The organism is Geminocystis sp. M7585_C2015_104 (assembly GCA_015295805.1).
Taxonomy (GTDB): Bacteria; Cyanobacteriota; Cyanobacteriia; order Cyanobacteriales; family Cyanobacteriaceae; genus DVEF01.
Window position 1 is genome coordinate 38,018 of record DVEF01000061.1, and the last position, 25,050, is coordinate 63,067.

Annotated in this window: 27 protein-coding genes; 14 read left to right on the top strand and 13 right to left on the bottom strand. The window is 46.4% G+C overall.

Features of this window, described 5'->3' with window-relative positions:
* Positions 1-36: 36 nt before the first annotated feature.
* Entirely contained in the window at positions 37-1,062 is a 1,026-nt protein-coding gene (locus tag IGQ44_07290; GenBank protein ID HIK37777.1) for an ABC transporter permease, read from the top strand.
* A gap of 4 nt (positions 1,063-1,066) precedes the next feature.
* Here the strand turns inward: IGQ44_07290 and IGQ44_07295 are convergent, their stop codons facing one another.
* Complete coding sequence (locus IGQ44_07295; GenBank protein HIK37778.1) at positions 1,067-2,077, bottom strand: diguanylate cyclase; 1,011 nt, start codon at positions 2,075-2,077, stop codon at positions 1,067-1,069.
* A gap of 360 nt (positions 2,078-2,437) precedes the next feature.
* On the opposite strand from IGQ44_07295, the gene leuC reads away from it, so the two are divergent.
* Positions 2,438-3,841: a 3-isopropylmalate dehydratase large subunit gene (gene leuC, locus IGQ44_07300; protein HIK37779.1), complete on the top strand. Its 1,404-nt coding sequence runs from the start codon at positions 2,438-2,440 to the stop codon at positions 3,839-3,841.
* Here leuC and IGQ44_07305 read toward each other — a convergent pair.
* Positions 3,838-5,367, bottom strand: coding sequence for a bifunctional pantoate--beta-alanine ligase/(d)CMP kinase (locus IGQ44_07305; GenBank protein ID HIK37780.1), 1,530 nt, complete (start codon positions 5,365-5,367; stop codon positions 3,838-3,840). The genes leuC and IGQ44_07305 overlap by 4 nt on opposite strands.
* Positions 5,368-5,393: 26 nt before the next feature.
* Between IGQ44_07305 and IGQ44_07310 the strand changes: the two genes are divergently transcribed.
* From IGQ44_07310 to IGQ44_07330, 5 genes are all read left to right on the top strand, one after another.
* Positions 5,394-5,978 (top strand): pentapeptide repeat-containing protein, encoded by a 585-nt coding sequence (locus IGQ44_07310; GenBank protein HIK37781.1) that lies wholly within the window; start codon positions 5,394-5,396, stop codon positions 5,976-5,978.
* A gap of 263 nt (positions 5,979-6,241) precedes the next feature.
* Positions 6,242-7,300: a photosystem II D2 protein (photosystem q(a) protein) gene (gene psbD / locus IGQ44_07315; protein ID HIK37782.1), complete on the top strand. Its 1,059-nt coding sequence runs from the start codon at positions 6,242-6,244 to the stop codon at positions 7,298-7,300.
* Positions 7,284-8,666, top strand: coding sequence for a photosystem II reaction center protein CP43 (psbC, locus tag IGQ44_07320; GenBank protein HIK37783.1), 1,383 nt, complete (start codon positions 7,284-7,286; stop codon positions 8,664-8,666). Before psbD ends, psbC begins: the two co-directional genes overlap by 17 nt.
* Before the next feature lie 160 nt (positions 8,667-8,826).
* Positions 8,827-9,195: a hypothetical protein gene (locus tag IGQ44_07325; GenBank protein ID HIK37784.1), complete on the top strand. Its 369-nt coding sequence runs from the start codon at positions 8,827-8,829 to the stop codon at positions 9,193-9,195.
* 163 nt (positions 9,196-9,358) lie between these two features.
* Positions 9,359-10,399 carry a PstS family phosphate ABC transporter substrate-binding protein gene (locus IGQ44_07330; protein ID HIK37785.1) on the top strand — a complete coding sequence of 347 codons (1,041 nt, stop codon included), beginning with the start codon at positions 9,359-9,361 and terminating at the stop codon, positions 10,397-10,399.
* 12 nt (positions 10,400-10,411) lie between these two features.
* On the opposite strand, the gene IGQ44_07335 is transcribed toward IGQ44_07330, so the two are convergent.
* Both IGQ44_07335 and psbH read right to left on the bottom strand, forming a co-directional pair.
* A complete protein-coding gene (locus tag IGQ44_07335; GenBank protein ID HIK37786.1) occupies positions 10,412-10,696 on the bottom strand; it encodes a TatA/E family twin arginine-targeting protein translocase in 285 nt (94 codons plus the stop codon).
* A 106-nt stretch (positions 10,697-10,802) separates the two neighbouring features.
* Positions 10,803-11,006 (bottom strand): photosystem II reaction center protein PsbH, encoded by a 204-nt coding sequence (gene psbH / locus IGQ44_07340; protein ID HIK37787.1) that lies wholly within the window; start codon positions 11,004-11,006, stop codon positions 10,803-10,805.
* A gap of 216 nt (positions 11,007-11,222) precedes the next feature.
* Between psbH and psbN the strand changes: the two genes are divergently transcribed.
* Entirely contained in the window at positions 11,223-11,354 is a 132-nt protein-coding gene (gene psbN, locus IGQ44_07345; protein ID HIK37788.1) for a photosystem II reaction center protein PsbN, read from the top strand.
* A gap of 71 nt (positions 11,355-11,425) precedes the next feature.
* Here psbN and IGQ44_07350 read toward each other — a convergent pair whose 3' ends face one another.
* Positions 11,426-13,075 carry an NAD(P)H-quinone oxidoreductase subunit 4 gene (locus IGQ44_07350; GenBank protein HIK37789.1) on the bottom strand — a complete coding sequence of 550 codons (1,650 nt, stop codon included), beginning with the start codon at positions 13,073-13,075 and terminating at the stop codon, positions 11,426-11,428.
* 164 nt (positions 13,076-13,239) lie between these two features.
* Between IGQ44_07350 and cobM the strand changes: the two genes are divergently transcribed.
* Positions 13,240-14,010 (top strand): precorrin-4 C(11)-methyltransferase, encoded by a 771-nt coding sequence (gene cobM / locus IGQ44_07355; protein ID HIK37790.1) that lies wholly within the window; start codon positions 13,240-13,242, stop codon positions 14,008-14,010.
* 38 nt (positions 14,011-14,048) lie between these two features.
* Here the strand turns inward: cobM and IGQ44_07360 are convergent, their stop codons facing one another.
* Together IGQ44_07360 and IGQ44_07365 are read right to left on the bottom strand one after the other, a co-directional pair.
* A complete protein-coding gene (locus tag IGQ44_07360) occupies positions 14,049-16,229 on the bottom strand; it encodes a phosphoketolase (protein HIK37791.1) in 2,181 nt (726 codons plus the stop codon).
* 227 nt (positions 16,230-16,456) lie between these two features.
* Positions 16,457-17,362, bottom strand: coding sequence for an AEC family transporter (locus tag IGQ44_07365; GenBank protein HIK37792.1), 906 nt, complete (start codon positions 17,360-17,362; stop codon positions 16,457-16,459).
* Between the two features lie 88 nt (positions 17,363-17,450).
* Between IGQ44_07365 and trpB the strand changes: the two genes are divergently transcribed.
* Together trpB and IGQ44_07375 are read left to right on the top strand one after the other, a co-directional pair.
* Positions 17,451-18,707: a tryptophan synthase subunit beta gene (gene trpB / locus IGQ44_07370; protein ID HIK37793.1), complete on the top strand. Its 1,257-nt coding sequence runs from the start codon at positions 17,451-17,453 to the stop codon at positions 18,705-18,707.
* Between the two features lie 113 nt (positions 18,708-18,820).
* Positions 18,821-19,081, top strand: coding sequence for a response regulator transcription factor (locus tag IGQ44_07375; protein ID HIK37794.1), 261 nt, complete (start codon positions 18,821-18,823; stop codon positions 19,079-19,081).
* A 29-nt stretch (positions 19,082-19,110) separates the two neighbouring features.
* Here the strand turns inward: IGQ44_07375 and IGQ44_07380 are convergent, their stop codons facing one another.
* From IGQ44_07380 to IGQ44_07390, 3 genes are all read right to left on the bottom strand, one after another.
* Positions 19,111-19,611 carry a DUF427 domain-containing protein gene (locus IGQ44_07380; protein HIK37795.1) on the bottom strand — a complete coding sequence of 167 codons (501 nt, stop codon included), beginning with the start codon at positions 19,609-19,611 and terminating at the stop codon, positions 19,111-19,113.
* A gap of 7 nt (positions 19,612-19,618) precedes the next feature.
* The gene (locus IGQ44_07385; GenBank protein HIK37796.1) at positions 19,619-19,999 is read right to left on the bottom strand and encodes a DUF760 domain-containing protein; all 381 of its coding nucleotides are present in this window, start codon (positions 19,997-19,999) and stop codon (positions 19,619-19,621) included.
* Between the two features lie 147 nt (positions 20,000-20,146).
* Complete coding sequence (locus IGQ44_07390; GenBank protein ID HIK37797.1) at positions 20,147-20,461, bottom strand: DUF1825 family protein; 315 nt, start codon at positions 20,459-20,461, stop codon at positions 20,147-20,149.
* Positions 20,462-20,570: 109 nt separating this feature from the next.
* On the opposite strand from IGQ44_07390, the gene IGQ44_07395 reads away from it, so the two are divergent.
* Complete coding sequence (locus IGQ44_07395; GenBank protein HIK37798.1) at positions 20,571-20,933, top strand: NINE protein; 363 nt, start codon at positions 20,571-20,573, stop codon at positions 20,931-20,933.
* Between the two features lie 27 nt (positions 20,934-20,960).
* Here the strand turns inward: IGQ44_07395 and IGQ44_07400 are convergent, their stop codons facing one another.
* The 3 genes from IGQ44_07400 to IGQ44_07410 are packed head-to-tail and all read right to left on the bottom strand — an operon-like array spanning position 20,961 to position 23,563.
* Positions 20,961-21,641: a hypothetical protein gene (locus IGQ44_07400; protein HIK37799.1), complete on the bottom strand. Its 681-nt coding sequence runs from the start codon at positions 21,639-21,641 to the stop codon at positions 20,961-20,963.
* A 22-nt stretch (positions 21,642-21,663) separates the two neighbouring features.
* The gene (locus IGQ44_07405; protein HIK37800.1) at positions 21,664-22,116 is read right to left on the bottom strand and encodes a hypothetical protein; all 453 of its coding nucleotides are present in this window, start codon (positions 22,114-22,116) and stop codon (positions 21,664-21,666) included.
* A gap of 7 nt (positions 22,117-22,123) precedes the next feature.
* Positions 22,124-23,563, bottom strand: coding sequence for a MotA/TolQ/ExbB proton channel family protein (locus tag IGQ44_07410; protein HIK37801.1), 1,440 nt, complete (start codon positions 23,561-23,563; stop codon positions 22,124-22,126).
* 183 nt (positions 23,564-23,746) lie between these two features.
* Between IGQ44_07410 and IGQ44_07415 the strand changes: the two genes are divergently transcribed.
* Both IGQ44_07415 and IGQ44_07420 read left to right on the top strand, forming a co-directional pair.
* Entirely contained in the window at positions 23,747-24,892 is a 1,146-nt protein-coding gene (locus IGQ44_07415) for a 5-(carboxyamino)imidazole ribonucleotide synthase (GenBank protein ID HIK37802.1), read from the top strand.
* A 17-nt stretch (positions 24,893-24,909) separates the two neighbouring features.
* Positions 24,910-25,050: Rpn family recombination-promoting nuclease/putative transposase (locus IGQ44_07420; protein ID HIK37803.1), on the top strand; the 141-nt coding region annotated here is incomplete at its 3' end.

Genomic DNA, 25,050 nt, shown 5'->3' on the forward strand with positions numbered 1-25,050 from the left:
GTAAGGTATGCCAGCTGACTTGGTTGGGAAATACTTATGTCTCGAGCCTCTTCCCTGCAGTATTATATCTTAGCCCGTCTTCTCCTTGCCCCCCTGATGTTGTGGACCATAGTCACTGTAGTTTTCATACTACTGAGAGTTACACCAGGGGATCCCACAGATGCAATACTGGGGGCGAGAGCGCCAGAAGCCGTAAAACAGGCCCTGCGGGAAAAATTGGGGTTAAATCAGCCCCTATGGCTACAGTATGTCAGCTACTTGCGCCAGATTCTTTCCTTTGATTTGGGCACTTCTCTTACTAGTCAAGGGGAAAGTGTTTGGCAAGTAATACAAAAACACTTCCCAGCAACGGTAGAATTGGCGGTGTTTGCCATGGTGGTAGCCGTTTCCATTGGAATGATAGTGGGTATTCTAGCGGCAGTTAATGCCAATACCATCTGGGATTTGGGGGGAAGGCTATTTGGTATTATCACTTATTCTCTGCCCCTATTCTGGGTGGGAATGTTACTGCAACTAGTATTCGCCGTGCAGTTAAAATGGTTGCCACTGGGTAGCCGTTATCCTGTGGGGATGGAAACACCTCCTAGTATTACAGGTTTGTATACCCTGGATAGTCTTTTAACTCTGAATTTAAACCAATTGGCCGTTTCCCTACATCATCTGATTTTACCCAGCTTCACCCTAGGACTTTTGTTGAGTGGTATTTTTGAAAGGATTATCCGGGTTAATCTTAAAAAAACCCTGCAGGCGGAATATGTAGAGGCGGCGAAGGCAAGGGGTATCCCAGAAAGAAAAATACTCTTTTCCCATGCCCTCAAAAATGCCCTAATACCTCTTATCACCGTGATGGGTTTAACCTTTGCTTCCCTGTTGGGTGGGGCGGTTTTAACGGAAGTCACCTTTTCTTGGCCAGGATTGGGTAATTGTCTTTATGAGGCCATTGCCTTAAGGGATTATCCTACAGTTCAGGGAATTTTAGTCTTTTTCGGCATCATTGTGGTTTGTGCCAGTATTTTGATTGATATTATCAACGCCCTGATCGACCCTCGTATTCGTTATTGAACCTCTAGATGTGGTCTACCACTATCATATTCGGCTTTTTGGACTTAACAGCCTCCTGTAGGGCCCTTTTTGCTGCCTCTAACAACACAGTGGCGGGTAATGCCTGGGATGGTATTCCCGTGCCAATGCCGCAACTAAGACTCAGATATTCACTTATTTCCGAGTAGTGGTGGGGTATTTGTAATTCTGCCATGGTATTATTAATTCTTTCTGCTACTGTAGTAGCGCCGTAGCTGTCCGTATTGGGGAGAAGTATGGCAAATTCACCTTCTTCAAGAGTACATACTAGATCCCCGGCTCTTTTTACTGTGGTTTTTATAGTTTTACCTACCAATTCTATACAATTAGAGACCATCTGTTCTTCATGATTTTCCCTATAAGCTGGGAAGTCATTTATTTGTGCCAAAATCAAAGAAATACTGGTATCCACAGAGTCTCCTAATGATGCCCTTTGTCTTGCACCTCTCAACCATTCCTGTTCCAGTATTCTTAGCAGACAATCTTTTTCCCCCAGCAGCTTATCCTCCCGTTTTTTGTTGAGACTTTCTAACTCCATTTTCGTCTTCTCTAATACCGTTTTCAGCCTTTGATAATGAGGTATTATTTTGGCTAGCTGATTGCTTTTTTCTTCGACTTCCTTACGCAATCTCTGTATCTCTAAGTGATGATTTATTTTACACAAAACTTCGCTGGGACTAAAGGGGGCGTTTATGTAGTCTGAACCTCCGGAGTTGAAAACATTTTCTATGTCTAATTCTCCTCCGGTGTTGATGATAATAACCGGCAAATTCTCACCGTTCTTTAGTATTTTTATTTTCTTGCATATCAGATAGGCATCCTTGTGGGGGATATGATTGCTTATAAGTACTAAATCCGGGCATTTTATGTTAATCAGGTCAAATAGTTCTAACTCGCTGTGGGCGACTGTTACTTTGTAATTTGCATTTTTCAGTAAGTTAGAAATAAAATTCCTCTCCTCCTCCCTACTGTCGAGTATAACCACCCTTGGCTTCATATGGACGCCCCCAGTTTTTTTTCTAATTGGTGTTTAAACGAATTGGTGTTTAAATGGTTTAGTTGGTGTTTGATTAGCACGGCTGTCATGTTTAAAGAGTTCCTGTTATAAAAAAACAGTTACAAAACTAAACAATCGTTAATGGAATTCCTGCCGGACAACCCGGGAAGCAATATGGGAAATAAGAGCAATCTTTACAGATATACTCCATTATAACAGTAATAGAAAATTAATCCTGTTGTTGTTATGAATGCCTAAAAAAAAGTAGCAGAAATTTTACAAAAGGGTGAACGGAGATTGCCTAAGGGAATGAACTTCAAGGATAATAGGGGAATATTGAGACGACTGGACTAGACAGAAATGAGTAAGGGCACACTGTTTGACAAGGTTTGGGACTTACATACAGTAGCTACACTGCCGTCTGGACAAACTCAACTGTTTATAGGATTGCATTTGATCCACGAAGTGACTAGTCCTCAGGCCTTTGCCATGCTGAGGGAACGTAACCTGAGAGTATTATACCCTGAGAGGACAGTAGCGACCGTGGATCACATAGTACCTACAGACAATCAAACGAGGCCCTTTGCTGACTATTTGGCAGAGGAAATGATAAGGGCCCTTGAAAGAAATACGGCAGAATATGGCATCAGATTCTATAATATAAACTCCAGCAATCAGGGGATTGTCCATGTAATTGCTCCCGAATTGGGGTTGACTCAGCCAGGCATGACCATTGCTTGTGGTGACTCCCACACCTCCACCCATGGGGCTTTCGGAACTATTGCCTTCGGCATTGGCACCTCTCAGGTGAGGGACGTTTTGGCCACACAAACCCTGTCGTTATCCAAACTTAAGGTGAGGAAAATTGAGGTAAATGGCGATTTATTGCCCGGTGTCTATGCCAAGGACGTAATTTTGCACATTATCCGCAAATTGGGTGTGAAGGGGGGTGTGGGTTATGCGTATGAGTACGCCGGCACCACCATAGAAAGAATGAATATGGAAGAAAGGATGACCATATGCAACATGTCCATTGAAGGAGGCGCCCGCTGTGGCTATGTGAATCCCGATCAGGTGACTTATGATTACCTCAAGGGTAGAGAATTTGCCCCAAAAGGTAACGACTGGGAGAAGGCAGTCCAGTGGTGGGATAGTATTCGCAGTGATGCAGATGCCCAGTACGACGATGTGGTTACATTCTCTGCCGACGACATAGAACCCACTGTAACATGGGGAATTACACCAGGACAGGCAATAGGCATCAGTGAGTGTGTGCCCCGTCTTGAGGATTTGACTGAAGACGAGCGGGCAATAGCAGAAGAAGCATTCAAATACATGAAATTGGAGCCAGGACAACCCATTAAAGGCCTACCAGTAGATGTTTGCTTTATTGGCAGTTGTACTAATGCCCGTATTACTGACCTACGGGAAGCGGCTAAGGTTGTTAAGGGGAGAAAAGTGGCCAGTGGTGTAAAGGCTTTTGTAGTGCCAGGATCCGAAAGGGTTAAAAAACAGGCAGAGGAGGAGGGCCTGGACAAGATTTTCCTAGAGGCTGGGTTTGAATGGCGGAATCCCGGCTGTTCCATGTGTTTGGCAATGAATCCCGATAAACTGGAAGGGAGCCAAATTAGCGCCTCCTCCTCCAACCGCAATTTCAAGGGGCGTCAGGGCTCAGCCACAGGACGTACCCTGTTAATGAGTCCTGCCATGGTAGCTGCCGCCGCCGTCACTGGCAGGGTGTCTGACGTGAGGGAATTACTCTAGTGGGGTATATTGTTGAGGAGGGATTTGATTTTGTCTACCACCTCCTCCACCGTCAGGTTGTCAGTGTTGATTTCAATGGCGTCTGCTGCTTTTTGGAGGGGGGCGATTTCCCTGGTACTATCTAAGTAGTCTCTTTGTTTTATTTCTGTAATTAATTGCTCTAAGTTTATATTTGTCTCCCCCTGGTTGTGTAATTCTAGCAGCCTTCTTTTTGCCCTGGCTTGGGGACTGGCCGTTAGGAATATCTTTAATTGTGCCTGGGGAAAAACATGGGTGCCAATGTCTCGCCCCTCGGCAACGATTCCCCCTTTTTTGCCATATTCCTGTTGCAGTTGTACCATTCTTTCCCTTACGGCTTTGAGGGCGGCTATTTTGGACACCAACCGGGTAACCTCTGGACTCCTAATGGCCTTGGTAACATCTCTCTGATTGACTTTTACAGTTATTGGGGTGTTTAAGTCATCACTGGGTATTAGTTCTATCTTTGCATTTTTGACCATTTCCGCAATGGCCTTTTCGTCTTCTGGAGAGATATTGTTTTCTATCACCAGCCAGGTGACAGCACGATACATTGCCCCGGTGTCCAAATACAGATAACCCAGTTGATGGGCTAGACGACGACTGACAGTGGACTTGCCGGCACCAGCGGGGCCATCCAGGGCGATAATGGGCTTAGTCACGGTTAGGATGACATTGTCTATCAATCTTGTTGTACCACAAAAAGCCGCCACTGCCACCAGGGCCGAGTCAGTAATGTAGGTGAGGGGTTGTAGAGTGTCGGGGTGGACTATCTCTGCATACTGCAATGTCAAACCACAGTCGGGGTTGGCAAAAGAAGAGTGGATAATCGCCAACAGGGGTTGACAGTTTCTCTCTCCCCGGTAAAAGGCCTCCTTCACCCTAGACAAACTACGATATATCAGAGTAGCTTTTTCCTTCTGAGCCGCCGTCAAATACTGATTACGGGAACTCAACGCTAGGCCTCCCTCCTCCCTCACGGTGGGACAGGTTTTAATCTGTATGGGGAAGTTTAAGTCCCGCACTAGTCGTTTTATTATGGCCACCTGTTGGGCGTCCTTTTGTCCAAAATAGGCTACATGGGGTTGTACTAGATGAAATAGTTTTGTTACAATAGTGGCCACCCCCTCGAAATGACCCGGCCTGTACTTACCACACAAAACAGAGGTCATGCTCTTTGGGGGCACTACTAAAGTCAAGTCCTCCCCTACGGTGTTCATCTCCTCCACCGAGGGGGCGAATAAAAGATGTACACCCAATTGCTCACATAACTCACAGTCCTTATCTAACTGGCGTGGATAACGAGCTAAGTCCTCATTAGGGCCAAACTGTAGCGGATTGACAAAGATACTGACTACCACAAAGTCCGTTTCCGCTAGTGCCCTTTTTATAAGGCTTGCGTGCCCCAAATGTAAAGCTCCCATGGTGGGCACAAAGCCCACAGTGGCCCTGTGAGGAATTTTCCCTCTTTCGCCTTTCAGCTCCTCGATAGTAGTTACAATTAACATCTAGCCCCACTATAGTCCTTTTCCTTATGCCCAATAAAAAACTTGTAAATGGAGAAGTTGTTACAATTACAAGAATTCCCTTTCCTATTGTCAAACTAATGCCCCCTCTTGTCAAACCAATCTCCCTTGTTTGTCACTGGTTGTTGATTTTGCTTTTAGCAACCCTACTGGTTTTACTCACCCCCCTGCCGGCAAATGCCCAAACCATAGTCAATTTTACCCATGCCGACCTGGAGGGAAAAGACTTCTCCCACCAAGACTTGACTGGGGCGGTTTTTGCCGCTGCCAACCTCCGTCATGCCTCTTTTGAGGGAAGTAACCTCACCAATTCTATTATGACCGAGGCAATCCTGTTGGGGGCAAATCTGAGGGGGGCCAATCTAACCGGTGCTTTGATTGACAGGGCTACCCTTGATTTTGCCGATTTGCGGAATGCTATCTTCACTGACGCCATCGCCACTCGCACCCGTTTTTATGATACCAACATCGAAGGCGCCGATTTCACTGGCGCCCTCGTGGATCGTTACCAGGTGGCCCTGATGTGCCAACGGGCTACGGGAGTCAACCCCATCACTGGCGTTGCCACTAGAGATAGCCTTGGCTGTCCCTGATATGTAAAACTGTGTAAAGAAATGTTAAAAAAGGTTAGAAGCCAGGCAAAATGGGACAACCAGCACAACAAAATGAGATAATTATTAGAACAGTGTGACAATTTGTTAAAGGATTTGCTAAAAATAAAGAAGGCGGGTTTAGGAAAATACAAGGAAAAGTATTGGCTTAAACCCGAGTTGTGTTATATTAAGAAAAGTTAATGGGCTATCAGGATTGCAACTGAAGCCCAGAAAACAAGAGTTGATAAACAAGGCAAAACACTATGACCATTGCCGTAGGTCGTGTAGCAGAAGAAAGAGGATGGTTTGACGTCCTCGACGACTGGCTAAAAAGAGACCGATTCATCTTCGTGGGGTGGTCTGGTCTTCTCTTCTTCCCCTGTGCCTATCTGGCAGTGGGAGGTTGGTTGACGGGGACTACATTTGTGACCTCATGGTATACACATGGTCTAGCAAGCTCCTACCTGGAAGGCTGTAACTTCTTGACGGCGGCTGTTTCCACTCCCGCTAACGCCTTTGGTCATTCTCTGCTGCTGTTGTGGGGTCCTGAAGCACAAGGGGACTTCACCCGTTGGTGCCAAATCGGCGGCCTGTGGACCTTCATCGCCTTCCACGGGGCCTTCGCGCTGATTGGCTTCATGCTGCGTCAGTTTGAGATTGCTCGCCTGGTGGGGGTTCGTCCCTACAACGCTATCGCTTTCTCTGCTCCCATCGCAGTATTCGTCAGCGTTTTCCTCATTTATCCCCTGGGTCAGTCTGGTTGGTTTTTCGCCCCTAGCTTTGGAGTAGCTGGAATTTTCCGCTTTATCCTCTTCTTCCAAGGCTTCCACAACTGGACTCTAAACCCCTTCCACATGATGGGGGTAGCTGGGGTGTTGGGTGGTGCGCTCCTGTGCGCTATCCACGGCGCTACAGTAGAAAATACCCTCTTCAAGGATGGGGATGAGGCAACCACCTTCCGCGCCTTCCAACCCACCCAGGCGGAAGAAACCTACTCCATGGTAACTGCTAACCGCTTCTGGTCTCAGATTTTTGGGATTGCCTTTTCTAACAAACGCTGGTTGCACTTCTTCATGCTGTTTGTGCCGGTAACCGGCCTGTGGATGAGTGCTATCGGCGTGGTAGGATTGGCCTTTAACCTGCGCGCCTATGACTTCGTATCCCAGGAGTTAAGGGCGGCAGAGGATCCCGAGTTTGAAACCTTCTACACCAAGAACATACTACTGAACGAAGGGTTGCGCGCCTGGATGGCAGCCCAAGATCAACCTCACGAAAAATTTGTATTCCCAGAGGAGGTATTGCCCCGTGGTAACGCTCTCTAATCCTACTATTGGTAGTGGACGTGACGTCGAGTCTACCGGGTTTGCCTGGTGGGCCGGTAATGCTCGCCTGATTGACTTGTCTGGCAAACTGTTGGGGGCCCACGTAGCCCACGCCGGACTGATAGTCTTCTGGGCCGGCGCCATGACTCTGTTCGAGGTGGCCCACTTCGTCCCAGAAAAACCCATGTACGAACAGGGACTGATTCTACTGCCCCACCTGGCTACCCTCGGTTGGGGTGTTGGCCCGGGTGGTGAAGTGGTAGACACCTACCCATACTTTGTAGTAGGCGTGCTACACCTTATTTCCTCCGCAGTGCTGGGCTTTGGCGGTTTGTACCACGCTCTCAGAGGACCCGAAAGACTAGAAGAATACTCCGGCTTCTTCGGCTATGACTGGAAGGACAAAAACCAAATGACCAATATCCTGGGTTACCACCTGATTGTCCTGGGTATTGGAGCCTTCTTGCTGGTGTTCAAGGCTGTATTCTTCGGCGGTGTGTATGACACCTGGGCCCCCGGCGGTGGCGATGTCCGTGTCATCACTAACCCCACCCTCAACCCAGCCGTGATCTTTGGCTATCTAGTCAAAGCCCCCTTCGGTGGTGAGGGTTGGATTATCAGTGTAAACAACATGGAAGACGTCATCGGCGGGCACATCTGGGTAGGTCTCCTCTGCATTGCCGGTGGGATCTGGCACATTTTAACTAAACCCTTCGGCTGGGCTCGTCGCGCCTTCATCTGGTCTGGGGAAGCCTATCTGTCCTACAGCTTAGGCGCCCTGTCTCTGATGGGGTTCGTGGCCGCCGTCATGGTTTGGTACAACAACACCGTATATCCCAGCGAGTTTTACGGTCCTACCGGCGCCGAGGCTTCTCAAGCTCAGGCTCTCACCTATCTAGTCCGTGACCAACGTTTGGGTGCCAACGTAGGCTCTGCCCAAGGCCCCACCGGGTTGGGTAAATACCTCATGCGTTCCCCCACCGGGGAGATCATCTTCGGCGGCGAGACCATGCGCTTCTGGGACTTCCGTGGCCCTTGGTTGGAGCCCCTGCGTGGTCCTAATGGTTTGGACTTGGATAAAATCAGAAATGACATTCAGCCCTGGCAAATCCGCCGCGCCGCTGAATACATGACTCACGCTCCCTTGGGTTCCATCAACTCTGTGGGTGGCGTTATTACAGACGTAAACTCCTTTAACTATGTATCTCCCCGTGCCTGGTTGGCCACTTCCCACTTCACCTTGGCCTTCTTCTTCCTGGTAGGGCACCTGTGGCATGCGGGCAGAGCCCGTGCTGCAGCCGCTGGGTTTGAAAAGGGCATTGACAGGGAAAACGAACCCGTATTGTCCATGCCTGACATAGACTAATTCCCTTTTTTCCCCCCTTGCCCCCCTCGAGGGGGTTTTTTTTTGCCCTTATAAATGGTTACAATTCCCGGTAAATAACAGAGTCAATCCCCCCATAATTTGGTTATAATTCCTGTTAGATAATAAAGCTAATTTTAGTAAACAAAGGGGGTTAATAAATATGGCTGGTCTGTTTGGTTTATTTGGGGGGGGGAAAAAAGAATCCAAACCTCAAGAGGCCTATTTTTTAAGTCCAGACGAAGCAAAAACACTGGGTAATATTGACTATATGCGCACCCCCAGAACTATCAAAAAAACCTTTCCTAAAACTGCCACCAGTCCGGGGGGTGAGGTAGTTTATAGGGTGTCTTCTCTGGATATGAAGCCTCTTAACGTAAATGAAAGCAATACTGCCAGGGAAACCTCCACCTCCACTACAAGCAGCTTTTCCTCCTCCTTCTCCTTCCCTGCCAGGGAGAGTAAAAATACCGATACTAATATGGATATGTTCAGGGAAATGGCCAAGAAAATTAAAAAACCCAAGGCCTAAATTTTACCCATGAAAATGTCTATTAACAACAAGAATGAATGCCCCCTTCTCGGGGGTATTTTCTAGGCAGTGTATCCCAGAACACAACTATCCTTAACCAAACTTATTCTTTCCGGCCCCCGGAAAAATCTAGAATTGGGGGTAGTGCCGAAATAGTGGGGTTATGTTTTCCATCAAGAAAGCCCTGGGGGGGACGACTGTCCTCCTAATGTTACTGGGTTTGGGCCTGGGCTGGCTATCCGCTTGTGCTAGTAGTATAGACAAATTCATATATATAGACGGTTCCAGCACAGTATACCCTATCACAGATGCCCTGGCAAAGCAATTCAAAAAACAGGAGTCGTCTGCCCGAATAAATGTGGCTTTCTCTGGCTCTTTGGCCGGTTTCAGAAAGTTTTGTAACAAGGAGACGGATATTAATAATTCTTCCGTCCCCATCCCCAAAGTGTATATGGAAGAATGTAAAAAAAATGGGGTGAAGTACATTGAGTTGCCAGTGGCTTTTGATGCCTTGACAGTGGTGATAAACAGGGAAAACAATTGGGCAGAAGCCATGAAGGTGGAGGAGTTGAAGAAAATATGGCAACCAGAGGCCCAGGGCAACATCATAAAATGGAATCAAGTGCGCCCCTTTTGGCCAGACAGAAGGCTTACTTTATTTGGGCCAGGGAGGGATTCAGGTACCTTTGAATTCTTTACTACTGCAATCGTAGGTCGCACCAATTCCAGTCGCAATGACTATGTCTACAGTGAAGATGACGAAGCTATAGCCAATGGCGTAATGCAAGATCCCAATGCCCTTGGTTATTTCGGCTATGCCTATTACAAGGAACACCAGGACAGATTAAAGGCAGTGGCCATTGACAGCGGCAACGGACCAGTATACCCCTCCGAGGAAACAGTAAAAAATAATACCTATCGCCCCCTCACCCGCCCTCTTTTCATCTATGTCAACGCCAAAACTATGGATGAGAACAACACCCTAAAACAGTTTGTAGAATTTTATCTTACAAAAGCGGCAACAGTAGCCCCCAAGATTGGTTATATACCTCTTCCCCTCCCAGCCTACCAATATGCCCTGATCAATGTGCGGCAAAGAAAAATTGGCACCGTCTTCAATGGCGAACCAGTTTTAAACGCCAGCATTGAAGGGTTACTCTCCAAAAGCTATGCTTCCCAGGGGAAAGACGGTTACGTTTACTAAAAATGACCCCTTCTAGCCCTGTTTTTCCTTGGCGGCATCGTCAGAAGAGTCCAGAGTGGTTTTACTAGTTGAAACCTCTTTACTCTCCTCCAACTGTGCCTTCATGGGGACAGTTTCTTCTGCCCTCTCCATCTCCTTTTGCAACTCCTCTTGGAATTGCCTGGAGGCTTCCTGCAGACTCTTTAGGGTTTTGCCTAAAGCTCTACCTATTTCCGGCAGTTTCTTCGGCCCAAATATAAGAAGTGCTACCACGAAAATTACAATCATTTCGGGTAGACCAATACCAAATATGTTCATAACTGTACAGTGTGTTAGGAGAAAACAAACTAGAGGAGGATGGGAAAACCCCGGCCGCTAGTTGGTGTCAACTATCAACCATTAACCATTTTCTCTTGTCCAGTTATTATTGCCCCAGGCTTCTCCAATCCACCTCAATGCCTTCCAAAAGAATAGAGGCGTTATAGATTTGCAAGATAATGAGCAGGAATATGAAAAACAGAAGCATAAATACTCCCATCAAGGGGGTTGTGCCCCACCCCGGCACAACCTTTCCATATTCAGAATTAAGGGGCTTTAGCAAGTCGCTTAACCAAGTACGTTGTCCCATATCCTAACCTTTATCTACAGTCGTTGTAATATTATAAAGGGTCTCTTGTTCTAGTTTCTCCCCTATTTAACCAGAAAGGCTTTTTATAAGACCGTTGGTTAAATACCGTTAGGTGATAGTATAACATATCCTAAGTCACATAATTACCCCTAAACCCCCTACTTTTATGCCCCCCTTGCTATAATGTAGTTGTCCCTAAGGCTAGCCAACAAAGAAATGGAACCCGCAACCATAATGGGCATAGTTATTGCCGCTATTTTGATCCTCCTTACCGCCCTCTCTATCTATACTGCCTTTGGCCCTCCGTCCGCCCAACTTAGTGATCCCTTTGAAGATCATGAAGACTAGTTTCCGCTCCTAGATGAAGGGCTGAGTTATTTTTGTACTTTTTTGTACCATAGTCTCAGCCCCCTTTCCACCTATTGGGATTCGGCCACCAAGGAGAGGGGATTGTAGGAGGGGGGACGATTCTCCGCTACCTCCAGATATGACTGACTTATCCTTTCATTCACCGCCACTGTGGTTGCATCGTAAAGACTAGTAACCACCTTGGGACACAGGCCAATCCCCACCACCAACACCAAGAAACATAGGGCAATGAAAATCTCCCGTGGTTTAGCATCTTCATAAACTGCTTGTTCGGGAAGTACACAACTATTACCGAAGCATACTGCCGGCTCGTTGTCCTGATGTGGCAGGTGTCTGTCCTCTCCAATGTGACACATGGGCACTTGATTGTTGCCGTAAAATAATTGTCTGAGCATGGATAGCAGGTAAATGGGTGTGATAATCAAACCAACTGCACTGAGAAGGGTGGCCACAGTGCGAAAATGAGAATCATATACATAACTGTTGCTAAAGCCCAAAAACACACTCAATTCACTCACAAAGCCACTCATCCCGGGCAAGGCGAGAGAAGCCATGGCACCAGCCGTGAAAAGCGCAAATACCCTCGGCATCACCTTGCCAATGTTGCCCATCTCATCCAAATACATGGTATGGGTGCGATCGTAGGTTACCCCGGCCAAGAAGAATAATAAGGCGGCAATTAAACCATGGGATAGCATTTGCAACATAGCCCCACTGATGCCCAATTCGGAAAAAGAGGCAATCCCAATCAATACAAAACCCATGTGGGAAACGGAAGAATAAGCTAGACGACGCTTCATGTTAGTCTGGCCAAAGGAAGCAAAGCCGCCATAGACAATGTTCACCACCCCCAAAACCACCAGCAGCGGGGCAAAATAAACATGGGCCTCTGGAAATAACCCCATGTTGAGGCGAATCAAACCATAACCCCCCATTTTCAACAACACCCCCGCCAAAATCATCGACACCGGCGAGGAAGCCTCTCCATGGGCATCTGGCAGCCAGGTGTGTAGGGGAAAAACCGCTAACTTGACACCAAAGGCAACCAATAAACCTCCATACAGCAGAATCTCCAAGGCAACAGGATAATCCTTCAAACCCAATTCTGTTATGTTAAAGGTTATCTTTTCCCCGGACAATGCCAAAGTTAAACCCGCAATCAGAATAAACACAGAAGCGGCAGCAGTGTAAAGGATAAACTTGGTGGCAGCGTAACGTCTTTTCTGTCCTCCCCATATAGACACCAACAAGTATACCGGCACCAACTCCAATTCCCACATTACAAACAACAATAGAATATCCTGGGCTACAAACACCCCAATCTGTGCCCCGTACAACACCAACATCAGGAAATAAAATAAGCGGGGCTTCCTGTCCACCTGCCACGCCGCCAAAATAGCAAGATTCGTCACAAAACCCGCTAACAATACTAGGGGCATGGAAATCCCATCTACCCCCACTGCCCAGCTCAATCCTATCTCCTCAATCCAACTATAACTCTCCTGCAACTGCCATCCCGAATTGGTCGGCTCGTAATACCTCCAAAACACATAAGACATCAACACAAAGTCCAGCAGCCCCACTCCTAAGGCATACCATCTCACACTCTTTCCCCCTTTATCAGGTATCAGGGGAATCAACAAACCTGCCAATATCGGCTCCACCACTATCGCCGTAAGCCATGGAAACTTTTCCGCCATCATATTCTACTTTTCCCCTATTTTTCACTTTCCTCCCCCCCATCCTACTATACTTTGTTAACTTTTGTTAAGAGGTAAATAGTAATTTATACTTATCGGCTCGGAAAGAAAAATAAATAAGCCATATAATGGGGCACAGGCAATGGTGGAAGATAAAGGGAACAATGAGGAATGTAGTGTATTTTTTGGGAGCAGGTCCCGGCGATCCAGAACTTATAACCCTAAAAGCCTATAAAATACTAAAAATGGCCGATGTAGTCCTCCTTGCCGACTCTTTAGTCCCTAACGAAATCCTACAATATTGCTCAGAAAGGGCGGAAATTATCCCCACCAGCCCTCTCACCCTTGAAGAGATTGTATCCTTGATAAAACAGAAACATCATCAGGGACTAAAAATAGCAAGGCTACACTCTGGCGACTTGTCCTTGTATAGCGCTGTTTATGAACAAATCACATTACTGACCAAAGAGGGAATCTTCTGTGAGTTAGTGCCTGGTATTAGTGCCTATCAAGCCGCTGCTGCCAAACTAGGGGTGGAATTGACTGTGCCCTACCTGGTGCAAACAGTTATCCTCACCCGAGTAGCTGGTACCTCCTCCCCCATGCCCCCCGGAGAAGAATTAGCCACCTTAGCCTCCCATAGAGCCAGTTTATGTCTACACCTAGCTGCCAAGCATGTCACCCAGTGTCAGCAGGAATTACTCCAACACTACCCCCCAGACACCCCAGTAGCCATTTGTCACCGTGTAGGCTGGCCAGATGAGAGGATAGTCATTGTACCCCTGACGGCTATGGCCCAAACCACAAAAGAATATGGGCTTACCCGCCATACCCTTTATATTGTCAGTCCCGCTTTACAACAACACGATAACATAAATGGCCATCGCTCCCATCTGTATCATCCCCAATACGGGCACAGGTTTAGAAGCAGTTAGGCAGGTGGGCCATTAGATAAACCCACCTTAGGCCCTGTCTACAACAACTCTTTTGCCCTTTTGGCCAAAGCCTCCCCTGTTAGACCATTATAGGCCATTAACTGAGCCGCAGTAGCAGTGGTTTCCCCCCGCTTCCACGCAAACACATCCCTCGGGAGCTTACTACGTAATAATACAGGCTCCAACATAGCACTGCCACCACCGGTAACCCCAATCAGCACATCCCCCCCAAATAACTCCTCAAACCCCTCATGGTCTAGGAAAAGGCCATCCGCCGCCATACTGCTTTCCCAAGCCACATCTGTAGGCCGATACAAACGACGAGGGCTAATCACCGACACTACCTTCACGCCAATTCCCTCACCTTCTAGAATTCTTGCCGCCGCCAACACTGGTTGCAAAATCATATCCCCCACCACTGCAAAAACCACCTTCCCCTTGCCTTCAGACTGGTGTATGATTACCCCGCCCCTATCCAAGGCTTCTCTGGTTTGCTGGAAGGTAGTCAATACCGGTAAGGCAGTCTTGCTAGCAGTGATAATAATCCCCTTATTCTTGGTGTTTAGAGCCCACTCATAACACACCTGAATACTATTAGCATCGCAGGGGAAAAGAGGAAACACATTCCCATTACGCATCATAGCTGCTAAGTAGTTTTCAATTTCAGGGCGTTGGTGGGTCCAACCGTTACGCCCCTGTTCCAAGGCCCCTGCAGTAAAAAGTGTTATGGTAGAAGGGGTTTCCCGCCTCAACTCCGCCATTGCCTGGGTTACAGTTTGCCAGATGGGCAGCCCGTTTACTGCAAAAGACTCGTAGGAACACCAGAGACTCCGACCCCCCAAAAGTGCTAAACTGGCTGCTAGACCCGCACAAGCATCTTCACTCAAGGGCTCATATACCTGTCCCTCTGGTTGTTGATAATAAGTCTCATCCACAGTGGGGTGGATGATTTTTAAACCCATGTTGACGTTGTTTATCCCCGAGGCGGCATTGCCGTCAGCATTAGTAATTACAAACTTAGGATCTTTTTTGCCTACATGGACTATAATCTCCCCCATGGCCGTGGTGGCCACCTTCTTTTCCCCAATGGCATATTCAGTGAGGGGTAATTCCCCTAATTCGGGCAAAGGATATACAAATTCTGTCACAGCCTTTTCCGCATTTGGCCCACCCCCCGCACGGACAAAATTAGTACGCACCAACTCCCATGCCTCTTCTGTTAAAGCCCTTTCCTTTAGGGCATTGGCTATATAGTCCTTATCTAGACTATCACCTGGGTAGAGATTATGAGATTTAGATCCCGTTTTGTGCACCCCTGCCCCCTTCAGTTGTTTAATGATTAATACGGTAAGATTACCACTCAAAGCACTCTTGGCCGCTTTATCAGTAGCAGTCAACACCGCCTGGGTGAATTCCAAACGCTTTTCCCAAGAAAACTTAGTGCTGTCTACATAGTCTCCCTCCTGAGAGGCATCATCAAACTCCTTCGCATCCACCAGGATGACCTCCTTAAACCCATGGGCGCGCCAGTAGGCCACCATTTCCTCATTAGTTTTGGTGGATACCATGCTATGGTGTTCCTGGGAGTAACCATTCCACACTAAAATGGGTAGGAAATTAGTAATGTGGGGATAAGCCGTGTTGAAGTGGGCAAAACTACTCATAACATACGGCTCACCCAACCCTCCATCCCCGATGGTAACCGGGAAGAGGACGTTAGGATGTAAGAAAGCGGCTGCCATAGCAAAATGTTGTCCCTGCCCCAGTGGCCCTGCCGGATTTAGCAAACCTGGTATTTGCCCCGATAAATGACCCAAAAGGCCATGCATTTCCCGAAAACGCTCGCTCAGCTCCTCTACTGTGTATATCCCCATTTTCTCCAGGGAGCGATCCAAGAACACCATACTATAAAAGCCAGGGGCATGGTGTCCTACCTCTGTGATAATATTCTTGTATCCCAACATAACTAGAGCCGCTATCCCCTCCGCAATACTAGCAAAGCCCCCCGGGTGCCCTGACTCCTTACTGGCAGTTATGTGCAAAGTAAGATAGCGGAGGGCGTCTGCCGCCAATAGGGTTTGATATACCGCTTTTTTGTCCGTTGGTGATTCAATAGCAGTCCGATTAAAACCTATAGCACTCTCTTTACCATATACATCAAAATAGGGCAGTTCTTCCTTAAAATACTGAATCCCCTTATAGAACTTCTCTTTACTCATTTCCTATTGCCTTTGCCTTCTCACCAGTGTATGTCTTCCCATTGTTACATTTTTCTGCCATATAGTCCAATAAATCCTCAACAGTGTTTCAATATGTATTTTTGTATAATTTATATCCCAGGGACCCAGCAATACCCACGTATTTTTAGTATACCCTCACTCGCCAACCTCCTACAACAGGTAAAAGGAGTGGCGCTGTAAACCAAACATTACTTAACCAAAGGAGATTAGGAGGAAGGAGAAAGAGGAGAAACAAGGAGAATAACCAAGGGAATAGTGATAAAACTGAGAAGAGTAGAAAGAATAATAGTGCGGGAAACAAGAATAGTATCGCCACCAAACTCCTCTACCATGACGGCAGTATTAACTGCAGTGGGCATGGCAGTTTGTATTACAAATACCTGTAGGTCTAGGCCTTTAAACCCTAGCCAAAGACCCACAAAATAGGCCAAGAAAGGGGCAAACAACAGTTTGACCACACTGGCCAAAAACTGGGTTAAATTGAATACAATAGCAGTACGACTCAGCTGAATACCGAGAATAATCAAAGCGATGGGAATAGAAGATATGCCCAACCACTCAATACTCTTGCCCAAATTAAAGGGAAGGGCAACATGAGTTATTTGAAGTCCAATGCCTATCAGCATAGCCCAAATCAGGGGAAGTCGGAAAATGGTGTTGAGACTCTTGAGAAAAGACTCCCCCTTTAACAGGGCCGGTAGAATCCCAAAAAGCAGAATACTCGAGCCAATCATGTAAATAATAGCCCTTTGTAGACCGTCCTGTCCAAAGGCAAAGGCAACAATAGAAAGTCCCATATTCCCATTGTTAGGACAAAGAAGAATAGCAAACAAATTCCGCCGGAATTCCCTCGGTAACCTAAAAATCCTACAAAAAAACACTATTGCCCCGTACAGAATTAAAGATATAATCCCATAACCCAACAGAAAACCTATACCCACACTCCCATATACCGAACTGCGATAAAAACTGTCAGTTACTAACGCCGGTGCCAAAATATAAACACTCAATTGAGACAGTGTGGAGGAATCTAAATCTAGTCTTTTACCCGCAATATAACCTAATACAATAATAAATCCCACTGGCACAACTGCCTGAAGAATAATGTCCATAAAAACACAAAAAAGTTACAAAGCTCATCAGGCTGGCAGACCTGTACCCTCTGGATGTAAAATAATCCTATAGTGAAAAGGGAGAAAAGTGGTAACAAGAGTGACCGTCTCACCCACAAAAACCGGCATTTATAGTCAAGTACCAGATAGTTTCGGCAGATTCGGCAACTACGGCGGTAAATATGTCCCAGAAACCCTAATGCCCGCCCTGGCAGAGTTGGAAACTGCATACAACAAGTATAAAAACGACCCCGACTTCCAATCAGAATTAAACCAACTACTAAAAGACTACGTGGGTAGAGAAACCCCCCTTTATTTCGCCGAAAGACTTAGCCAACACTACGCCCGCCCCCAAGACGGCTTCTACCCAGAAATTTACCTCAAAAGGGAGGACCTAAACCACACAGGGGCTCATAAAATCAACAACGCCCTCGGACAAGTACTTCTGGCCAGAAGAATGGGCAAAAGGAGAATTATAGCTGAAACCGGTGCCGGACAACATGGTGTCGCTACAGCCACAGTCTGCGCCCGTTTTGGCCTGGAGTGCGTCATTTACATGGGCGTGGAAGACATGGAAAGACAAAAACTCAACGTTTTCCGCATGGGTTTGTTGGGTGCTACAGTAAAACCAGTGGCTGCAGGCACCGGCACCCTCAAAGATGCTACCTCCGAAGCCATCCGCGACTGGGTCACTAATGTGGAGAACACCCATTATGTCCTAGGCTCCGTCGCTGGCCCTCACCCCTACCCCATGATGGTAAGAGACTTTCATCGTGTTATCGGCAGGGAAACCCGAAAACAGTGCCTAGAAAAATGGGGCGGCCTCCCCGATATCCTCATGGCCTGTGTCGGTGGCGGCTCCAATGCTATGGGACTATTCTATGAATTTGTAGATGAGCCTACCGTCCGTCTCATCGGCGTAGAAGCGGCCGGCAGTGGCATCGAAACCGGAAAACATGCTGCCACCCTGACTCATGGCACCCCGGGCATACTACATGGCGCCCTCAGTTATCTGTTACAGGATGAGGAAGGACAAGTATTAGAGGCCCATTCCATCAGTGCTGGCCTGGACTACCCCGGCGTCGGCCCCGAACACAGCTATCTGAAAGATGTTGGTAGAGCTGAGTACTACTGCGTTACTGACCAGGAGGCCCTCGCCGCATTCCAACTAGTATCTAGGCTGGAAGGCATTATCCCGGCCCTGGAAACAGCCCACGCCTTTGCCTATCTAGAAACCCTTTGTCCCCAGCTGCAGGGCAAGCCCAGGATTGTTATAAACTGTTCCGGCCGGGGAGACAAGGATGTCCAAACCGCCGCCAAATATATCGAAGGCCTTGAACTATGATTCTAAACTAGAATTCATGCCCCCTACCCCTGGGCCCCGACTTGTTTTCCCAATTTTAGCTACAATGAGAGAAGACAGTAAGTATAACTACCCGGGGCTGAATCTCTAAGAGTATGGAAAAGAAGTGGGAAAACCCTGTCCTATCAGACAGAGAGTTGGAAATCATTGAACTGGTTGCTACTGGCCTAACCAATCAAGACATTGCCAAAAAACTAGACATCAGCAAACGGACAGTGGACAACCATATCAGCAATATCCTAACCAAAACTAAAACCGAAAACCGCGTAGAATTAGTCCGTTGGGCACTACAATGGGGCAAAATCTGCATCGACCAGGTCAACTGTTGTAGTCTCCCACGCCGTGAGGAATCCTAATACTACCCCCCTTGAGCTACACTACTATGCTACCACCCCTCCGTCCCCTCCTCCCCCTTGAAAGGCCCGATGATATTGCTAGTAATCCAACCTCCATAAAAACCACCCGGCTGGGGTTTTACCCTCTCCCCATTCACATAACACCCATCCATCATCCCCGCATAAAAGGCTACATAACCCGCTATGTCTCTAAATGCCTTCGTGGGATTCGGGTAGCACCACGCAGCACGTCTGGCCTGTCTTTCCCCTACCACCACATCATAATAGTGGGCAACTCCCTTCCACTCGCAAAAAGAATACCCCCCACACTGCTTTAGACACTCCATCCGAAGGTCCACAGGCGGTATATAGTACACTGGCGGGTGAGACGTCTCTAACACCCTGTAACTGTCTGTTGTATCCGCTATCTTCTCCCCCGCAAAAATCACCTCTATCCTCCCCGTAAACCTCTCCACCCGCGGTGGCCGAGGATAATCCCAAACCCACTCCTCTCCCGGCTTTAATACCGGCCGTTGTCCTCTTCCTGCCATAGTCCAATTATTTTGCCCCTTCCTCACGGTTGTCGTTGCCGGCAGAAAAGTCCTCTTCCCCCGCTCTATCCATCGCCCTCAAAGCCCTTTCAAATTGCATTCTCTGTTCCGCATTACGCAAGAAGTACCCGCTCATCATTGCTGACGCCAACAGTCTCCCCAGGTTTTCTCTACTTGTGCTTACCACTACCCCGAAATGCTCGGAGGGCAGAGTACCTAACATTCCAATTATATTACGCTCCATGATTTGAAAAACCTCGGGGGTTTGTGGCTTCGACAACTGGCTTATAACCTCGGGGCTGAGGGATTGGATGTACTCCAACAGACTATTATGTTGTGTTTCTCCTTGGTAGAAGAATTTATTGGGATTATTGCCAGTGTAGTTCATGTTCATAGCTACTCCCCCTCTGTCTTTCCCAAATCCGCTCCTAGTTACAAGGTTAGCAATGAAAACGAGAACCTGACTTGGGTAAAACCGAACTGAAATTATCGTTTTTTCCTCCTTCCTCCCCCCCGCCAGTGGAGAAAACAAATCTCATTCTATTTCTGCTTTCATTCTCTCCAAAGTGCAGTGCAGTTGTTCAAAAACTTTTTCCAGCGTCATGCCAAACTGACCCAAATTTGTCTTTAATTGTTCGATAGCCATCCTGGCCATAAAGTCATCTGACAATTCAAAACGCTTCATAAAAATCCTATAACGCTCCATTACTTCTTCCATTTTCTCTATGAAAATCTTCTTGCCTTCCCGATCAAATTTGCCATAGTTGGCCCCCAATTTTATGAGGGCTTGATAATCCTCAAACAACTTTTTGGCCTCTTGTTGTACTACCTCTGAATCGAAAAATCCCATAACTACCCCTTATTCACCAGTACTAATAAGTCGCAGTCCGGCCTACATTTCTATTATAAAATTGTCAATATCATTTTCCCACATACGGATTCCCGAAAACTACAAAAACATGTCACCCCTTCATGGCAAAAAAAAATTAATTGCCATCATCCTAGCCCTTTTGGGCACTGCCACACCCCTTAGCGGTTTACACAAATTTTATCTCGGCCAGCCCCTCTGGGGTGTCATTTATCTACTCTTAGCTTGGCAAACCCCCATGGTTCGTATTGCCTGTGCCATTGACATTGTAATCTATCTTTTGTATCCCCTGAGTCTTTTTCCCGCCAACAAAAATTATTCTTCCTCCCGGATAACAGAAGCCTCTCAGATAACAGAAGTAGCCAACGCCATTAGGGAATTGGAAAGACTACGTCAAGAGGGTTTGATTTCCGAATACGAGTTTGAGCAAAAACGTCGTCAGCTACTCCAGTAGTCTTTTCATGTCAATTAGCCTTTGGTTTTATTGTACCCCTACCTCCCGTCCACCACTGCCAAACACCAGTACACTATCATACTCTAGTGGCTCCCATCCTACATCAAAACCTAAATTCCACGCCGTTTGTCTTGCCTTTCTAAACACCCGAAAACTGTCAGGTCTAACTATGAATGCAATGTAATTCTCCCTAGGATTCAATTGCTTTAAAAAATTGACAAACTCCTCTATTGTTTCTCCACTCACATCCTTCCTCGGTTGAAAAACTATGCCCCCATTCTCCCCAATAGTTACAATATATTTTCCGTTGTCCACATAGAAGTTTTTTATCCTCTCTAGCCTGCTGTTCATACATAGTTGATATTCCTGGGCCTTTCTGAGATAATATTCGTACATATACTCAGGGGTATCCCGACCAATTTCTGGCATTTCACAGGAGGGGAGACTGGCTATAAGTTCGTCTATTTTTTCCTCAATTTCCGGGGCACTTATTAAAAACACTTGGTTATTCCTCAGCTCAAAAAATTTTGGGGTTTTACTGGTTTCTTTTCGCAGAGGCGTGCGAATTGTCCTCCCCGATTCCACTGCTAACAGACTTACAAAAAGCCCGATAAACATCAGAACTCCTACTGTGTTTGTTAAAATGTCCAGAAAGGAATCTAAATTCTGACTCGGTTTTTCTATTTTCCTACTCTTTCTATCTCTCATAAATCTCCAGGTTGCCACTATTTTATCTTATGTTTAGTTTCCAATCTTCATCAATTGGCTCGTAGCCTATATCCACTTTTTCCCTTTCAATTATATCCCTCACTTTTTGAAAAACTCCTATCCCCTTTGGCCTTACTGCCACTATAATGTACTCCTTCTCCCTGTTCAATTTCACCTCGTTGATGAGTCTTAACAAGGCAGAATCAGGAGTATTTAAGCTACTAACGGGAACGAATTTTCCACTAGGGTAAACCACAACTCCATTTTCCCGACACTCAATATATCGAGGGTTTTTTCTCTGGTTATTTCCCACCTCGGCTTTGGCAATAATGGTTACCTGTGGGCCACTGCTAAGGGTTTGACTGCTGATAACTATAATAAGCAGAATTAAACTGCCAATAGTGCAGGCCAAAACTGACAAAAAGGGGAATAACTCCAATTCGGCTTTTTGGTAGTTTCTTTTCCTCCTAGCCATGGCAATATTACTTCTCGATTTGTTCCACCAAACGGATAACCCTGGGTTTACTTAACTCCTGTAATGTAGGTTTTAATCCCTCGATTTTTTCCTCTAGGCTTGCCATAGTCTTATGGATGTCATCCAAGTATTTTAGCAGGTCGACTATTTGTTCTAAACTAGTCTTCAGAGACTGTAACTTGGCAATCTTATTACTAGCCTCTTGTAGGGATGCTATCCTTTCCCCAAGGTTTTCTGAAATCTGATTTAGCTGGTTGACAATGTTTTGAGAGGCATGAATTAACTCCTGACTGTTCGTCCGATGACTTTCTCTCATTAAATCCACTAGTTTTTCAATCTTGTTGGCTACTGAATCGCTGATATAATTCTGGTGGTTAATAGTTTCTAAAAATTTGGCTCTATCGGCTATAATAGTGCCGTTTATATCCCTTATAGACTCCAGCAACAATTGCTCTTGATGGTGAATACTTTGAAATTGTTCTACAAGTTTATCCACTAGATTTTTAGCTGCTTCTTGAGCATACTTCTCCGCTGGGGATACCAACTCCTCAACTGTAGGCAATGCTTGTTTGACACTGGCAATTAACTCCTCTTTTTTGGGCAGGTTTTTATCTAGAGTATCTGTGATGGTGTTGACAATCAACTGAGTATTAAAAGGGGCATTTTCTGCCCCAGAGTTTTCCTGTAAAAGGGGCAAAACACAGTCATTGATAAAAATATCCACGGCTAGGAGTAAGTTCGACTCCATTTTCTCCACTAATACCAAGGGAATCATCACAGCCACACTTAATAGTAGAGCTAACAGCGTAGTATCAAAAGCGACAGCAAGGCCACTGGTGACGGCACTAATCCCCTCTTTGATTTGTTCAACATCGGCGGTATTGTCAAGAAAACCGGTGAAGCCACTAACAGCGCTACTAATGCCTAATACTGTACCAATAAAACCCAATAGGGGAATAGCCCATACTAGAATTCTAGGAACTGCATAAGAGGCCTCGGAGGCGCTAAGATAAAAGGAGGAATCGTCTAGGGCGAAGTCCGTGACGGCTTTACGACTACCAGACTCGACATAGGCTGCAACGATTCTCCCCAGACGATTCGTCACCATGGTGTTGATGTCATATAAATCCTCCCGCAGCCGTAGTAATTGTACTGATTTGTGATTGCGAAAGGAGAATTGTTCTATTTCAGTTTCTAGATTTTTTAATATTCTTTTTTCCCGGCTAACTTTGAGGTATTTATCTATAGTAATTGCCACCACCAAAAAGGCACAAAAAACAGTGAGAGGTTGGGTAAATCCTCGCTCCAATAACAGGGAACCAATATAGCTATCTTTTGAAAAACCATATATGAGGATGTAGAGGAGAAAACTAGCTGCTAGCGCCCCAGATATTGTAGCAAAAAAGTTGGTGTCTAACTCCTGACGTTTATTCTTTTTTTGAATCATAATCTACCACTGAAAATAGCTGAAATACTATTTTATAACAAGCTCTTCATATTCTGGACAAAAGTAGCATAGATGAGGGATAATAATAAAGGTGACAATCCTCAATGGTAAAAAAAAAGGGTATAGGGGAGACAAGGGGATTGCACCGGCAATAAACAGCCAGTAAATTTAAGATTTTGACGAATGAAAAGAATAGGAATAATTGGTGGCGGACAGTTAGCCTGGATGATAGGATTGGCGGCGCCTCAGGAGGGGGTAACTATTTGGGTGCAAACTCCCAATGAGGACGATCCGGCTGTAAGTGTGGCAGAAGGGGTCATTTTGGCACCAATAGCCTGTGTGGAAGCCACAGCCAGATTGGCACAACACTGTGATGTTATCACCTTTGAAAATGAATTTGTGGAGCTAGAGGGATTAAAATCATTGGCCAGCCAGGGGATTTGTTTCTACCCCCGTCTGGAAAGTCTCGCCCCCCTGTTGGACAAGTACCAACAACGTACTTTTTTTGCCTCCCTGGGTTTGCCTCTGCCTCACTTCAAAGCCTATGAAAAACCCGAGGATTTCCAGGACTTCTCCTTCCCCCTAGTGTTGAAGGCTCGTCGTCACGGCTATGATGGACAGGGGACAGTTATCGTAGAATCTTTCTCTCAACTCAGGAAGGCTCTAACTACATTTAAGGATACCCCCCTACTGATAGAAGAGTATATTCCCTTTGAACGGGAATTGGCAGTAATTGCCGCCCGTGGCCTTACCGGTGAGATTAAGATATACCCAGTAGTACAAACCTATCAAAGTCAGCAAATCTGTCGTTGGGTTTTGGCACCCGCCCTCCTGGAGGAGAGCAAAGTAATACAAATAAACCACATAGCTGAGAAGATACTATTGGAATTGGACTATGTGGGGGTTTTAGGGATTGAGTTTTTCCTGACAAGAGAAGGGGAAGTTATAGTAAACGAAGTCGCGCCACGCACTCACAATTCCGGTCACTATACGATTGTAGGCTGTAGAACTTCTCAATTTGCCATGCAGTTGCAGGCAATTACAGGGAAGAGTCTGGGGGAGACAAAACTAAAGAGTGACGGGGTGTTGATGATTAATCTTCTGGGTTACAAGTGGGGAAGGGAAGAATATTCGTCCCAGAGGAGGGAAATTGAAGAGCTGGGAGGTGTGATTCACTGGTATGGCAAGAGTAAATCTCGTCCCGGGAGAAAACTAGGACATGTAACTTTTTTACTCACGGCAGATAGTAGGGAAAGTTTAGACGCACAGGCACAATCCTTGATACAAAAGGTGGAGGCCATCTGGTATGGGGGCAGTCAGCAAGCATGAACTAGATAGGAAAATTGATGTCCTTTGACAATATATGTAAACTGTTAGCCCAAACCTATCCCCTCTCCTTTGCCGCCTGGTTGTTAGAGGCACCGGTGGAAGAGGCAGTGGTGTTGAAAACAGAATTGAGTGTACAACCAATTGTGGCGGATTCTTTA

Bases quoted from the DNA above. Each gene is read 5' to 3' on its own strand.
- IGQ44_07410 (HIK37801.1), bottom strand. From the start codon at position 23,563: ATGATTCAAAAAAAGAATAAACGTCAGGAGTTAGACACCAACTTTTTT.
- IGQ44_07405 (HIK37800.1), bottom strand. From the start codon at position 22,116: ATGGCTAGGAGGAAAAGAAACTACCAAAAAGCCGAATTGGAGTTATTC.
- IGQ44_07295 (HIK37778.1), bottom strand. From the start codon at position 2,077: ATGAAGCCAAGGGTGGTTATACTCGACAGTAGGGAGGAGGAGAGGAAT.
- IGQ44_07385 (HIK37796.1), bottom strand. From the start codon at position 19,999: ATGAACTACACTGGCAATAATCCCAATAAATTCTTCTACCAAGGAGAA.
- IGQ44_07415 (HIK37802.1), top strand. From the start codon at position 23,747: ATGAAAAGAATAGGAATAATTGGTGGCGGACAGTTAGCCTGGATGATA.
- IGQ44_07360 (HIK37791.1), bottom strand. From the start codon at position 16,229: ATGAGTAAAGAGAAGTTCTATAAGGGGATTCAGTATTTTAAGGAAGAA.
- cobM (HIK37790.1), top strand. From the start codon at position 13,240: ATGAGGAATGTAGTGTATTTTTTGGGAGCAGGTCCCGGCGATCCAGAA.
- IGQ44_07380 (HIK37795.1), bottom strand. From the start codon at position 19,611: ATGGCAGGAAGAGGACAACGGCCGGTATTAAAGCCGGGAGAGGAGTGG.
- IGQ44_07390 (HIK37797.1), bottom strand. From the start codon at position 20,461: ATGGGATTTTTCGATTCAGAGGTAGTACAACAAGAGGCCAAAAAGTTG.
- psbD (HIK37782.1), top strand. From the start codon at position 6,242: ATGACCATTGCCGTAGGTCGTGTAGCAGAAGAAAGAGGATGGTTTGAC.
- IGQ44_07375 (HIK37794.1), top strand. From the start codon at position 18,821: ATGGAAAAGAAGTGGGAAAACCCTGTCCTATCAGACAGAGAGTTGGAA.
- IGQ44_07310 (HIK37781.1), top strand. From the start codon at position 5,394: ATGCCCAATAAAAAACTTGTAAATGGAGAAGTTGTTACAATTACAAGA.
- IGQ44_07395 (HIK37798.1), top strand. From the start codon at position 20,571: ATGTCACCCCTTCATGGCAAAAAAAAATTAATTGCCATCATCCTAGCC.
- IGQ44_07335 (HIK37786.1), bottom strand. From the start codon at position 10,696: ATGAACATATTTGGTATTGGTCTACCCGAAATGATTGTAATTTTCGTG.
- psbH (HIK37787.1), bottom strand. From the start codon at position 11,006: ATGGGACAACGTACTTGGTTAAGCGACTTGCTAAAGCCCCTTAATTCT.
- IGQ44_07400 (HIK37799.1), bottom strand. From the start codon at position 21,641: ATGAGAGATAGAAAGAGTAGGAAAATAGAAAAACCGAGTCAGAATTTA.
- IGQ44_07325 (HIK37784.1), top strand. From the start codon at position 8,827: ATGGCTGGTCTGTTTGGTTTATTTGGGGGGGGGAAAAAAGAATCCAAA.
- leuC (HIK37779.1), top strand. From the start codon at position 2,438: ATGAGTAAGGGCACACTGTTTGACAAGGTTTGGGACTTACATACAGTA.
- IGQ44_07330 (HIK37785.1), top strand. From the start codon at position 9,359: ATGTTTTCCATCAAGAAAGCCCTGGGGGGGACGACTGTCCTCCTAATG.
- IGQ44_07305 (HIK37780.1), bottom strand. From the start codon at position 5,367: ATGTTAATTGTAACTACTATCGAGGAGCTGAAAGGCGAAAGAGGGAAA.
- psbN (HIK37788.1), top strand. From the start codon at position 11,223: ATGGAACCCGCAACCATAATGGGCATAGTTATTGCCGCTATTTTGATC.
- IGQ44_07365 (HIK37792.1), bottom strand. From the start codon at position 17,362: ATGGACATTATTCTTCAGGCAGTTGTGCCAGTGGGATTTATTATTGTA.
- IGQ44_07350 (HIK37789.1), bottom strand. From the start codon at position 13,075: ATGGCGGAAAAGTTTCCATGGCTTACGGCGATAGTGGTGGAGCCGATA.
- IGQ44_07290 (HIK37777.1), top strand. From the start codon at position 37: ATGTCTCGAGCCTCTTCCCTGCAGTATTATATCTTAGCCCGTCTTCTC.